Origin of the sequence: Brachybacterium sp. AG952 (genome assembly GCF_004362645.1) — a bacterium.
In the GTDB taxonomy this organism is placed as follows: domain Bacteria; phylum Actinomycetota; class Actinomycetes; order Actinomycetales; family Dermabacteraceae; genus Brachybacterium; species Brachybacterium conglomeratum.
The window spans coordinates 185,726-197,211 of record NZ_SNXV01000002.1 but is presented as its reverse complement, the minus strand read 5'-3'; the positions used below and the strand labels follow the sequence as shown (position 1 = coordinate 197,211).

Annotated in this window: 15 protein-coding genes; 4 read left to right on the top strand and 11 right to left on the bottom strand. The window is 72.9% G+C overall.

Annotated features, from left to right (window positions below; translation table 11 throughout):
* Positions 1 to 23: 23 nt before the first annotated feature.
* Genes ilvA through DEU31_RS06360 form a run of 3 tightly spaced genes read right to left on the bottom strand, consistent with a single transcriptional unit; the run spans position 24 to position 2,172 of the window.
* The gene (ilvA, locus tag DEU31_RS06370; RefSeq protein WP_208109967.1) at positions 24 to 1,331 is read right to left on the bottom strand and encodes a threonine ammonia-lyase IlvA; all 1,308 of its coding nucleotides are present in this window, start codon (positions 1,329 to 1,331) and stop codon (positions 24 to 26) included.
* Positions 1,328 to 1,876 carry a 2-C-methyl-D-erythritol 2,4-cyclodiphosphate synthase gene (gene ispF / locus DEU31_RS06365; RefSeq protein ID WP_133676521.1) on the bottom strand — a complete coding sequence of 183 codons (549 nt, stop codon included), beginning with the start codon at positions 1,874 to 1,876 and terminating at the stop codon, positions 1,328 to 1,330. Before ispF ends, ilvA begins: the two co-directional genes overlap by 4 nt.
* Positions 1,873 to 2,172 carry a PTS lactose transporter subunit IIB gene (locus DEU31_RS06360; RefSeq protein ID WP_053918009.1) on the bottom strand — a complete coding sequence of 100 codons (300 nt, stop codon included), beginning with the start codon at positions 2,170 to 2,172 and terminating at the stop codon, positions 1,873 to 1,875. The genes ispF and DEU31_RS06360 overlap by 4 nt, the downstream gene beginning before the upstream one ends.
* A 159-nt stretch (positions 2,173 to 2,331) precedes the next feature.
* On the opposite strand from DEU31_RS06360, the gene DEU31_RS06355 reads away from it, so the two are divergent.
* Positions 2,332 to 3,108: an IspD/TarI family cytidylyltransferase gene (locus DEU31_RS06355; protein WP_053918010.1), complete on the top strand. Its 777-nt coding sequence runs from the start codon at positions 2,332 to 2,334 to the stop codon at positions 3,106 to 3,108.
* A gap of 10 nt (positions 3,109 to 3,118) precedes the next feature.
* Entirely contained in the window at positions 3,119 to 3,430 is a 312-nt protein-coding gene (locus DEU31_RS06350; protein ID WP_053918011.1) for a hypothetical protein, read from the top strand.
* A gap of 107 nt (positions 3,431 to 3,537) precedes the next feature.
* Here DEU31_RS06350 and DEU31_RS06345 read toward each other — a convergent pair whose 3' ends face one another.
* Positions 3,538 to 4,275 (bottom strand): 2-C-methyl-D-erythritol 4-phosphate cytidylyltransferase, encoded by a 738-nt coding sequence (locus DEU31_RS06345; protein WP_133676520.1) that lies wholly within the window; start codon positions 4,273 to 4,275, stop codon positions 3,538 to 3,540.
* Positions 4,276 to 4,283: 8 nt separating this feature from the next.
* Positions 4,284 to 4,766 (bottom strand): CarD family transcriptional regulator, encoded by a 483-nt coding sequence (locus tag DEU31_RS06340; protein ID WP_010551260.1) that lies wholly within the window; start codon positions 4,764 to 4,766, stop codon positions 4,284 to 4,286.
* A 276-nt stretch (positions 4,767 to 5,042) separates the two neighbouring features.
* Between DEU31_RS06340 and DEU31_RS06335 the strand changes: the two genes are divergently transcribed.
* Positions 5,043 to 5,540: a hypothetical protein gene (locus DEU31_RS06335; protein ID WP_133676519.1), complete on the top strand. Its 498-nt coding sequence runs from the start codon at positions 5,043 to 5,045 to the stop codon at positions 5,538 to 5,540.
* Between the two features lie 210 nt (positions 5,541 to 5,750).
* Here the strand turns inward: DEU31_RS06335 and DEU31_RS06330 are convergent, their stop codons facing one another.
* On the bottom strand, positions 5,751 to 6,440 hold the full coding sequence (locus DEU31_RS06330; protein ID WP_010551262.1) for a response regulator transcription factor: 690 nt from the start codon (positions 6,438 to 6,440) through the stop codon (positions 5,751 to 5,753).
* A gap of 1 nt (position 6,441) precedes the next feature.
* Positions 6,442 to 7,707 carry an ATP-binding protein gene (locus tag DEU31_RS06325; RefSeq protein ID WP_133676518.1) on the bottom strand — a complete coding sequence of 422 codons (1,266 nt, stop codon included), beginning with the start codon at positions 7,705 to 7,707 and terminating at the stop codon, positions 6,442 to 6,444.
* A gap of 172 nt (positions 7,708 to 7,879) precedes the next feature.
* Here DEU31_RS06325 and phoU point away from each other — a divergent pair, with 172 nt between their 5' ends.
* Positions 7,880 to 8,560 (top strand): phosphate signaling complex protein PhoU, encoded by a 681-nt coding sequence (gene phoU / locus DEU31_RS06320; RefSeq protein ID WP_133676517.1) that lies wholly within the window; start codon positions 7,880 to 7,882, stop codon positions 8,558 to 8,560.
* A gap of 169 nt (positions 8,561 to 8,729) precedes the next feature.
* Here the strand turns inward: phoU and DEU31_RS06315 are convergent, their stop codons facing one another.
* From DEU31_RS06315 to DEU31_RS06300, 4 genes are read right to left on the bottom strand one after another with little or no spacing between them, the layout of a single operon-like run.
* Entirely contained in the window at positions 8,730 to 9,095 is a 366-nt protein-coding gene (locus tag DEU31_RS06315; RefSeq protein WP_010551265.1) for a DUF4235 domain-containing protein, read from the bottom strand.
* 47 nt (positions 9,096 to 9,142) lie between these two features.
* The gene (locus DEU31_RS06310; protein ID WP_133676516.1) at positions 9,143 to 10,186 is read right to left on the bottom strand and encodes an LCP family protein; all 1,044 of its coding nucleotides are present in this window, start codon (positions 10,184 to 10,186) and stop codon (positions 9,143 to 9,145) included.
* A 34-nt stretch (positions 10,187 to 10,220) separates the two neighbouring features.
* Positions 10,221 to 11,036: a tRNA (guanosine(46)-N7)-methyltransferase TrmB gene (gene trmB, locus DEU31_RS06305; RefSeq protein WP_133676515.1), complete on the bottom strand. Its 816-nt coding sequence runs from the start codon at positions 11,034 to 11,036 to the stop codon at positions 10,221 to 10,223.
* Between the two features lie 7 nt (positions 11,037 to 11,043).
* The gene (locus DEU31_RS06300; RefSeq protein WP_010551268.1) at positions 11,044 to 11,469 is read right to left on the bottom strand and encodes a Rieske (2Fe-2S) protein; all 426 of its coding nucleotides are present in this window, start codon (positions 11,467 to 11,469) and stop codon (positions 11,044 to 11,046) included.
* Between the last annotated feature and the right edge of the window lie 17 nt (positions 11,470 to 11,486).

The following is an 11,486-nucleotide window of genomic DNA, read 5'->3' as shown; positions in this document are numbered from 1 at the left end:
CGCTCAGGGAAGAGAGCGGTCGCTCAGGTGAGATAGCGGTAGATCGGGTCGTGCGGGTCGATCCGCTCGATCCCCATGTTCGAGGCCGCCATGCGCGCCATCAGCGGCTCGAGGTCCTCGCGGTGCCCGATCTCGAGGCCCACCAGCGCCGGGCCCTCCTCGCGGTTGTTGCGCTTGATGTAGTCGAACAGCACGATGTCGTCGTCCGGACCCAGCACCCGGTCCAGGAAGCGGCGCAGTGCGCCCGGCTCCTGCGGGAAGGTCACCAGGAAGTAGTGCTTGAGCCCCTCGTGGACGAGGGACCGCTCGACCACCTCGGTGTAGCGGGAGACGTCGTTGTTGCCGCCGGAGACGACGACCACCACGTCCCCGCCGTCCTCGCAGGCGCGGGCCAGGCCCTCGATCACGCTTGTCGCCACCGCGGTCGCGGCGAGCGCCCCGGCCGGCTCGGCGATGATCCCCTCGACCTGGTACAGCTCGAGCATCTGGGTGCACACCGCGCCCTCGTCCACCGCCACCAGCTCGGGACCGATCGCCTGCACCATCCGCAGCGGGCCCGCGCCCACGCGGCGCACCGCCGCGCCGTCGACGAAGCGGTCCATCTCGTGGAGCGCGACCGGTCGGCCCGCACGCACCGCCGCGGCCATCGAGACCGCGCCGGCGGGCTCGACGCCGACGATCCGGGTGGAGGGGCAGCGCTCGCGCAGCCAGGCGCCGCAGCCGCCCAGCAGCCCGCCGCCGCCGACGGGCAGCACCATCGTGCCCAGCTCCCGGCCGTGCTCCTCGCGCAGCTGCTCGGCGGCCTCGAGCGCGACGGTGCCCTGGCCGGCCATGATCGTGGGGTGGTCGAAGGGAGGGACCTGCACCGCGCCGGTGCGCTCGGCGTCGTCGGCCGCGGCCTCCGCGGCGTCGTCGAAGGTGTCCCCGATCAGCACCAGCTCGACCAGGTCCCCGCCGATCGAGGTGATCCGCTCGCGCTTCTGCCGCGGCGTGGTGCTGGGGACGTAGATCCGGCCGGACACCCCGAGGGTGCGGCAGGCCTGGGCCACGCCCTGGGCGTGGTTGCCCGCGCTCGCCGCGACCACGCCCGCCTCGCGCTGGTCGGCGTCGAGGGAGTCGAGGAAGAGGTGTGCGCCGCGCAGCTTGTAGGAGCGCACGGGCTGGAGGTCCTCGCGCTTGAGCCAGACGTCCGCCCCGGCCAGGGCGCTCAGGCGCTCGCTGTGCTCGAGCGGGGTGCGGCGCACCGTCGTGCCCAGGCGCTCCGCGGCCTGCTCGACGTCCGGGGCGCGGACGGGCAGCGGGGACTGTTCGGAGCGGGAGGTGGTGGTCACGCGCGGTCCTCCTCGGGGCGGGTCTGCTCGGGGGCGCGGCCGGTCCCGGAGCCGCCGTCCGCGGGCACGAGCAGCGCGGTCGCCATCGCGGCCAGGCCCTCGCCCCGGCCGGTCAGCCCGAGCGCGTCGGTGGTGGTGCCGGAGACGGCGACGGGGGCGCCGGCGGCGGCGGTCATCGCCGCGCAAGCCTCCTCGCGGCGGCGGGACAGCCGCGGCCAGTTCCCGATCACCTGCACCGAGATGTTCCCGATCTCGTAGCCTGCCTCGCGGACCAGGCGCGCCGCCTCCCCGAGGAGACGGGAGCCCGAGGCGCCCTCCCACTCGGGGCGGCCGACGCCGAAGTGGGTGCCGAGGTCGCCGATCCCGGCGGCGGAGAACAGGGCGTCGCAGGCGGCGTGGCAGGCGACGTCGGCGTCGGAGTGCCCCTCCAGCGCCCGCTGGCCCTCCCAGCGCAGGCCCGCGATCCACAGGTCGCGCGGGGAGTCCTCGGGGGCGGCGGCGTGCACGTCCACGCCGATGCCGATCCTGGGTGCTGCGGGCGTCATCGGGTCCCGTCCGGGTCGATGCGCTCCAGCAGGCGGTCGATGTCGTCGAAGGTGACCTTCGGGTTCGTGCCCAGCAGGAGGGGCATCCCGGAGACGCGCGGGATGCCGAGGGCATCGGGCAGGTCCACGGTGGAGACCACGAGGTCCGCGTGGAAGTCCGAGGAGAGCAGGTCCATCACCGTGGCCTGGACCACGGTGACGCGGCGGCCTCGGGCGGCGATGTGCTCGCGCACCTGCTCGGCGACCAGTGCGGAGGTCGCGATCCCGGCGCCGCACACGATGGCGATGGTGAGCATTCGAACTCCTGGTGCAGGGGAAGTGGAAAGGGCGTCCCGGGCGCGACGAAGGCGCCGACGGTCCGCCAGCGGGTCGATTCTGTCACGTCCCGCCCGGCCGGACCACGCAGCGGTCCCCCGTGGGACGGCCGGTGCGGCGCCACCGTCTACGATGCCTGCGTGACCCAGCCCCGCCGCTCGCGCCCGGCCCGTCCCGTCGGACGGGCCGCCGGCGTCGTGCTCGCAGGGGGCTCCGGCACCCGGGTCGGGGCGGGCATCAACAAGGCCTTCCTGCAGCTGTCGGGGCGGAGCATCGCCGCCTGGGGCCTGAACACCCTCGCCAGCGTCGAGGGGGTGGGGATCCTCGTGTTCGTGGTCCGCCCCGAGGACCTCGAGCATGCCCGCTTCGTCGAGGCGCGCGAGACCGATGTGCCGCTGGAGATCATCCCCGGCGGGGACACCCGCCAGGAGTCCGAGCTCGCGGCCCTGCGCCATCTCGCCGACCGGATCGACAGCGGCGCGGTGGACACCGTGCTGATCCACGACGCGGCCCGCCCGCTGGTCTCCCACGGCCTGGCCTCCGCGGTGCTGCACGCCGCGCGAGAGCACGGCGGCGCCGTCCCCGGGATCCCCGCCGTGGACATCGCCCCGGTCGCGCCGGGGGAGCGGCTCGCCGGCCCGGGGGAGCAGGGCACCGGAGCGGGGGATCCGGGTGCCGGACCGCTCGTGCGCGTGCAGACCCCGCAGGGCTTCCACGCCGCGACCATCCTCGACGCCTACGAGGCGGCCGCGCGCGACGGCTTCGTCGGCACCGACACCGCCTCCTGCGCCGAGGAGTACACCGACATCCCGGTCACCTGGGTGCGCGGCGAGGAGACCAACTTCAAGATCACCTACGCCCAGGACCTCCTCCTGGCCCAGGACGTGGTCAGCGCGCTAGGTTTGAGGTCTGCGTGAGGAGGAGACGATGAGCGTCGAGGAGAGCTTCCTGCGGTGCACCGCGTGCGAGCAGGACGCGGAGCACGAGGTGGTCTACGCCGGGCGCTTCGTGTCCCAGATCCGCTGCACCGGCTGCGGCGCGGTGACCCGGCTGGACGTCTCGGAGGACTACCTCCCGGACCTGCGTCAGCGCATCTCCAGCAAGCCCCGCCGGCTCATGCGGCGGCTGCGCCGCGACCCGGGCGAGCTCGCGACCAGCCTCCCCGAGCGCACGCTGTCCAAGCCGCTGCGGATGGCGCAGGAGTTCCGCACCGTCTGGCGCAGCCGCCAGGACGGCTGAGCGCGGGGTCGGCACGGCGGGTCGCCACGGCTGATCGGACGGTCGAGCGGGGCCGACGCGTCGGCCGAGCGCGACCCCGGCCGGACGCCCGACGGCGGCATCGGGGCTCAGCCGCGGCGGGCCAGTCCCCGTCGGTGCGAGGTGTCCCGGGCCAGGCCCAGCGAGATCTGCGCCTGCCACAGGGTGAGCCGGTCCAGCACCGCGAAGCCCGAGTGCGATCCCTGGACCGTCCCCACCCGGGCGCCGGCGGCCAGGGCGGCGTGGATCTCGTCGAAGCGCCCGCCCGGAGGCGCCTGCTCAGCAGGGGGCTGCGCCGGGTCGAGGGCTGCCTCGAGCACCTCGCGCCGCAGCAGGCGGGGGCTCTGGAGCCCGGCGAGGGTGGAGCGGTCCACGTTGCGCAGCCCGCCCGGCAGCACCTCCTTGACCGAGTCGGTCATCGCGACCACCGGCACCACCGCGTCCAGGCCTCCGTGCAGGGAGGCGAGGACCTCGGCGATCACGGTCTGCGGGGTCAGGGCGCGCTCGGCGTCGTGGACGAGCAGGAGCGGGTCGTCGCAGGCGTCGAGCGCGGCGCGCAGCGCCCGTCGGCGATCCCCGTCGACCGCGAGGACGGTCAGGCGCGGATCGAGCAGCGCCCGCAGGTGACCCGCCGCCTCGGAGCGGACGACGACGACCGGGGCGGGCAGGCCCAGCGCGTGGAGCGTGCTCAGGAGCCGCTCGATCAGGCGCGAGCCGCCGAGCGTCTCGAGGGACGGCGTCTCGGCGTCGTGCGAGATCCCGGGCGCGGGCGGCGCCAGGGCGAGCACGAGCGGTCGGACCCGCCCCGGGGCGGACGAGGACGTCACCGGGGCGCTCAGGAGGCGAGGACCTCGTCGAGGATGGTCTCGGCCTCGGCCTCGTCGGTCTTCTCGGCGAGGGCGAGCTCGGAGACGAGGATCTGGCGCGCCTTGGCCAGCATCCGCTTCTCCCCGGCGGACAGGCCGCGGTCCTGGTCGCGACGCCACAGGTCGCGCACGACCTCGGCGACCTTCTTGACGTTGCCCGAGGCGAGCTTCTCGACGTTGGCCTTGTAGCGGCGGGACCAGTTCGTCGGCTCCTCCGTGTACGGCTGGCGGAGCACCTCGAAGACCTCGTCGAGACCCTCCTTGTCCACGACGTCGCGGACGCCGACGAGGTCGACGTTGTCGGCTGGGACCTCGATCGTGAGATCGCCCTGGGCGACCTTGAGCTTGAGGTAGGTGCGGTCCTCGCCCTTGATGGTGCGGGTCTTGACCTCCTCGATGAGCGCGGCACCGTGGTGCGGGTAGACGACGGTCTCGCCGACAGCGAAGTTCATGTGGTGGGTCCCCTTTCCGGCGTTCATCCTACCACCCGGGTCGGATGGTAAAATTCGCGCCGACCAGCGCTGACCCACCCTCGTCGCCGGTGCGGAAAACGGTGCTGAGCGGGGGAGTCGCCGGCCGGCCCGCGGCGCCCGGCGCGGCGCGGCGAGTGCCGAGGAGCCCGTCGCCGGACCTGCCGTGCGGTCCGTCCGGGGTGCCGCGGTGGGGTACCCTGTGAGGGCTGTCCCCGATCGTCCCCGCCGCTCCGCGGCATCGAACAGGAGTCCTCCGTGCGCCGTCCCCGCCGTCTCGCACTCTCCGTCGCCGCCCTGGGCCTCGCCCTCGCGGCGTCCGGCTGCACCTTCATGAGCCCGGTGCAGACCCACGAGTTCTACCAGGCGGGCGACGGCACCAACGCGAACCTCGAGGTCGACGGCGCCTTCCACGTCGGCGTGCGCAACGCCGTGCTGGTGATGGACGAGACCGGGGCCCCGACCTTCTCCGCGACCGTCGTGAACTACTCCGACGAGGATCTCGTCGTCGAGCTCGAGGGCCAGGACGAGGGGACCGCCGTGTTCTCCACGCGCGTGCAGGTCCCGGCGCAGGGCACCGTCGAGCTCGGACCCGAGGAGGGCCAGCAGGCTGTGCAGATCGGCGCGCTCGACGTGCTCCCGGGGACGATCCTCGATCTCGCGGTCACCTCCGGGGACCTCTCCACCACGGTCTCGCTGCCCACGCTCGAGACCACCCTCAGCCACTACGGGGAGAGCGAGCCCGCCGCCGGCTGAGCCCGCCCCGCGCGAGCCCCCGGGACGACGAGCGCCCCGCAGCCAGGCTGCGGGGCGTTCGCGCGTTCTGGGGACGAGGCCGGTGGAGCAGGACCGGTGGGCGGGCCCGGAGGACGGACCCGCCCGTCGGGCCGGCCGACGAGGCCGACCCACGGGGCCGACGGGCGAGACTGGCCCGCAGGGCCGGCAGGTGGGCCCGCCGGCCGTCGCTCAGGCCCCGGATTCGAACTTGTAGCCCAGCCCGCGCACGGTCACGAGGTGGACGGGGTTCTTCGGGTCGTCCTCGATCTTCGCGCGCAGGCGCTTGACGTGGACGTCGAGGGTCTTGGTGTCGCCGACGTAGTTCGCTCCCCAGACACGGTCGATGAGCTGGCCGCGGGTGAGCACCCGGTCGACGTTGCGCAGCAGCATCTCCAGCAGCTCGAACTCCTTCAGCGGGAGGGCGACCTCGGTGCCGTGGACCTGCACCACGTGACGCTCGACGTCCATCATGATGCCGCCCGCGGTGAGGGTCGTGTCCTCCTCCGCCTCGGCCGTGTCCTGGCCGCGCCGCAGCACGGCCTTGATCCGGGCGAGCAGCTCGCGGGAGGAGTAGGGCTTGGTGACGTAGTCGTCGGCGCCCAGCTCGAGGCCCAGCACCTTGTCGAACTCGTCGTCCTTCGCGGTGAGCATGATGACCGGGACCGAGGAGGTGCGGCGGATCTCCCGGCACACCTCGGTGCCGCTCATCCCCGGGAGCATGAGGTCCAGGAGCACCAGGTCGGCGCCGTGGGCGGAGAAGATGCGCAGACCGTCGGTGCCGGTGTCCGCGACGGCGACCTCGTAGCCCTCCTTCCGCAGCGAGTAGGAGAGCGGGTCCGAGAACGATTCCTCGTCCTCCACGATCAGGATGCGTGTCATCTCAACTTCCCTTTCCAGAGGGTCGGTCGGAGGGTCGGGGGCGCTCGTCGCCGGGAGCGTCGGTCGAGGCGGTCGTGCGCGGGTTCGCGGAGACCTCGAGCGTGCGGGAGCCGACGGTGATCGTCTCGGTGCGGCCCATCTCCGGCAGTCTGAGGGTGAAGGTCGATCCCTGGCCCTTCATCGACCAGGCGGTCACCTCGCCGCCGTGGTCGGTCGCGATGTGCTTCACGATCGCGAGGCCCAGGCCGGAGCCGCCGGTGCTGCGCGAGCGGGCCCGGTCCACGCGGAAGAACCGCTCGAAGACCCGCTCGAGGTGGTCCTTCGCGATGCCGATGCCCTGGTCCTTCACGGACACCTCGACCATGCCGCCGTCGCGCCGCACCGAGATCCCGACCCGGGTGCGCGGGTCGGAGTAGGTGATCGCGTTGGAGATCAGGTTGGACAGCGCCGTGGTCAGCATCGAGGAGGAGCCGAAGACGCGCAGCCCGCTGCTGCCGCCGACGGCGACCTCGATGTTCGAGCCGAGCGCGAAGTTGCGGTTCAGCGCCACCGCCTCCTCGACCACCTCGTCGATCTCGACCGGCTCGGCGTCGGTGAGGGCGGAGCTGCCCTGCACGCGCGAGAGCTCGATGATCTCCTGCACCAGGTGGGAGAGGCGGCGGGTCTCCGTCTGCATCCGCTCGGCGAAGCGGCGCACCGCGTCGGGATCCTCCGCGGCGTCCTCCATCGTCTCGGCGAGCAGCGTGATCGCGCCGACGGGGGTCTTCAGCTCGTGGGACACGTTCGCGACGAAGTCGCGCCGCGTCTCCTCGACCCGCACCGCGCGCGTGAGGTCGTCGGCCAGCAGCAGCACCCCGTGCTCGCCGAGCGCACCGATCCGCACGTCGATCACCGCGTCGGTGTCGCCCTGCGCGGAACGGCGCACCGTCAGGCGCTCGTCGCGGAACCCGCCGTTGCGGCCGACGTCCGACGCGAGCTCCATCAGCTGCGTGCTCGCCAGGCGCGGGTAATCGCCCTCGGCGGCACGCACGATTCCGTAGGAGTACGCCATGGGGGAGGCGCGCAGGACGTCGCCGACGGAGTCCAGCACCACATAGGCGGAGGAGAGGATCGCCAGCACCTCCGCGGCGGCCTCGGGGACCCCCTCGTCCCGCACCGCCGGCTTCTCGGCGCGGCGGCTCTCGGAACGACGCAGCGCCGACGTGGCGACGACTCCGATCACGAGTCCGATCGCCGCGGCGAGCAGGAGCAGGGCAGACTGGGGCACCAGGACAGCCTAGGCCTCGTGCGCTCCGCGCTCCCGCCACCTGTCGCAGGGCGGGACGAACGAGGGGAGGAGTTCACGGGGACTACGCTTCGAGTTCACCCAACGGCGATGCACGTTCATCCGGCATTGCGAGGATCGGGGAGAAGTCCCCATCAGACAGAGGAGCGAGAACATGCGCGAGGCCTACCAGAGCGATCTGCGGCACATCGTCGACGACCTGCTGGACATGGCCGAGCTGGTGAGCACGGCCCTCGCAGACGCGACCATGGCCCTTCTCGAGGGCGATCTGGCCCTCGCCGAGCGGGTCATCACCGCCGACCCCCATATCGACGACCGTCACCTCGAGCTCGACGCGAAGGCCGTCGAGCTCCTCGCCCGACAGGCCCCGGTCGCCACGGACCTGCGCCTCCTGGTCGCCTCCCTGCGCATGAGCTCCTCCCTCGAGCGCATGGGCGACCTCGCTGCGCACATCGCGCTGATCGCGCGCCGCACCCACCCCGAGGCCGCGGTTCCCGAGCAGTTCCGCGAGAAGATCGCGCGGATGTCCGAGGTGGGCCTGGAGTCCCTCAAGGGGGCCTCCGAGGTGATCGCCAACCGCGACCTGGCCCAGGCCGCCGAGGTCGAGAAGGGCGACGACGAGCTGGACGAGCTCATGCTCCAGGTCTCCCGCGAGATCTCCTCGGCCGCGCCCGGCACCTTCACCGCCGGCCAGGTCATCGACATGACGCTGCTGATCCGCTTCTACGAGCGGATGGGCGATCACGCGGTCTCCCTCGTGCGCCGCGTCGGTTTCCTCGTCACCGGCGACGCGATGGACACCCTCTCCGAGGGCGTCGACGTCCCGGAGTTCTGAGCCGGGCCCAGGAGCTCCGGGCCGGCCGCTCCCGGGCCCGACGGATCCGCGGACGGCCGAGCGCCACGGAGTGCGAGCACGACGGAGTCGGAGCACGACGAAGGGGCGCCCCGCAGAGTCTGCGGGGCGCCCCTTCGTCGTCAGGCCGTCAGGCCGTCGGCCGATCAGGTCAGCCGCGGTTCGGGCGGGGCCGCCTGGTGGTCAGCCGCTCCGCACCCGTCTTCGCCCCGCGCCGGGCCGCCGTCCGCAGTCCCTGCAGCAGCACGCCGGACACCAGCGCCCACAGCATCAGCTTCCAGACCGGCTGGTCGTCGTCGGGATCCTTGATCGCCTGGATCTCCGCCTTCGAGGCGCCGTCCTTCTTCGCCTGCTTGCGCCGCGCGGCGACGTCCTTCTTGGCGGCCTTCTGGGACTTGGTGGTCGGGGCGTCCTCGCCGAACACGACTCCCCAGCCGGTCTCGGCCGCCTTCTTGCCGACGGAGGCGGCGATGATCCCCGCGACGGGGACGATGATGCTCACGAGCGGATTGGCCACGGTTTCCTCCAGGCGTCGGGTTCGCGGGTTCTCTCCTGCGAAGGGGCTCAGTAGGCCCCGGCGTACTGAGCGTAATAGGTTCCCATGTCGTCCGTGCGCAATGCCTCGCGCAGCACGTCCATCGCCTCCTCGTCGGTCGCCACCACGCTCGCGCCGCCGCTGGTCGTGGTGGGGCCCCCGTGGGGGACGGAGAGGAAGTGGAGGTCGTCCCCGCGGATCGAGCGGAGCGACAGCCCGAGCTTCGTCATCTCGCCGGCGGTGAGTCCCTCGTCGGTGGTCAGGTACGGGGAGACCGTCTCGATCGTGTCGGCGAGCCTGCGCGGATCGGTGAGGGTGTCGGCGCTGATGAGCTTGTCGGCGATGCCCTTGAGGACCGCCTGCTGGTTCCGGTTGCGCTGGAAGTCGCCGTCGGCGAACTGCTTGCGCTGGCGCACGAAGACCAGCGCCTCGTGGCCGTCCATCGACTGCGTGCCGGCGGTGTACTCGATGCCGTCCGCCTCGAAGTCCATCGGGACCTGCACGTCGACGCCGCCGAGCGTATCCACGAGCCCCTCGATGCCCTCGAAGTCGATCAGGGCCACATGGTCGATCGGCACCCCGGTGTAGTCCTCCACCGTCGTCACCGCCAGGGAGGGGCCGCCGAAGGCGAGGGCCGCGTTGATGCGGTCCTTGCCGTGGCCGGGGATGTCGACGTAGAGGTCGCGGGGGAAGGAGGTGATGTACACGCTCTCGCCGTCGTCGGCGATGTGCACGAGCATCATCACGTCCGAGCGCTGGCCGCTGACGCCCTCCGCGGCCGCGGCCTCTTCGGAGCGCTTGTCCGAGCCGAGCAGGAGGATGTTCTGGCCGGTGCCCTCCTCCGCCTCGGGGCGCTCGCCCTCGGCGCGGGTGATGTCCACGACGGAGCGCTTCTCGTAGGAGTTCCGCAGCCCGTTGAGATAGCTGCCGACCACGATGCCGACGCCGATCACCAGCACGACCACGAGGCCGAACGCGATGAGGGCCGCGCGGCGGCCTCGTCGGCGCTCCGTGCCGACGTCCGAGTCGTCGTCCCAGTCGGCAGGCAGCTCGACGTCGTCGTTGCGGTTCATGGATCGGTCCCCTCGTCCGGTGCCGCCGGGGCGGTCACAGCCTGCGGTAGGCGAGATCCCATATTAGGCGTCCGGCCTGCATCCCCTTGGCCTCGAAGCTGGTCTTCACACGACCTCCGTACCGCGGCGCCCAGCCGGTTCTCGCCATGCCCTCGGGGACGCCGTCGGAGCTGACCCCCTCGGGGCGCGGGCCGTCCGGATGCACGAGCTCCAGCTCGGGCCTGTCATCGAGCCGGCGGCGCATGTGGTGGGCGTACTGCGCCCAGTCGGTGGCCAGGCGCAGGTGCCCGCCGGGGGCGAGCAGCGGCAGCACCGCATCGAGGAAGGGCGGGTTGATCAGGCGCCGCTTGTGGTGCCTGGCCTTCGGCCACGGATCGGCGAAGTACACCCACAGCTCGGAGATCGAGGCCTCGGGCAGCATCGCGGGCAGCGCCCTCTGGGCGTCCAGGGGCAGCAGGCGCAGGTTCCGGGGGTGCTCCGCCTTCTCGACGCGGCTGAGCGTCTGGGCGAGTCCGGGGAGGTACACCTCGACGCCCAGGTGGTCGCGCTCGGGATGCGCGGTCGCGGCCGCGACGATGTTCTCGCCCAGGCCGCTGCCGACCTCGACCACCAGCTCCGCGCGGCGGCCGAAGACCTCCTCGAGGTCCAGCCGGGCCCCGTCGGCCGGGAGCGTGTCGCGCTCGCCGCGCGGCGGGTCCAGCACGTACTCGGGGGAGAGCCGGTCCCAGGAGTCGCGGCGCGAGGGCGTCAGCCGTTCGCCGCGGCGCACGAAGGAGACGACGTCGCGGCGGGTGGTGCCGGCATCGCGTCGGGCGGGATGCAAGGGCGGGGGAGTGGTGGGCGGGGTCACGGCTGCCTCAGGACGCGCGACGGATCTGATCGCCCTCGACGACGATCTCCACGCTCGGCAGGTGACGGGTCGCGGGGCCGACGAGCACCTCGCCGCTGGTCGCGTCGAAGCGCGAGCCGTGGCAGGGGCAGTCCAGCTCGGTCTCCGCCTGGCGGAGGGCGCAGCCGTTGTGGGTGCAGTAGCCGGAGTAGGCGGAGACGTCCTCCCCGGTCCCGCGGACCAGGAGCACGAAGGGCTGCTGGCCGCCGAAGTTCACCAGCGTCGAGGCGTTCTCGGGCACGTCCGCCAGCGGGATCGAGCCCTCCTCCGCGCGGAGCGGCTCGGCCGTGCCGAAGCCCTGGTCCTCCGGAGCGCAGGCCGCGAGGCCTCCGAGACCGGCCGCGGAGGCGGGCAGCAGGAGGGCGTGGCGGCGGGAGAGGCAGGGGCGTTCCATGCCGCCAGGATAGTCAG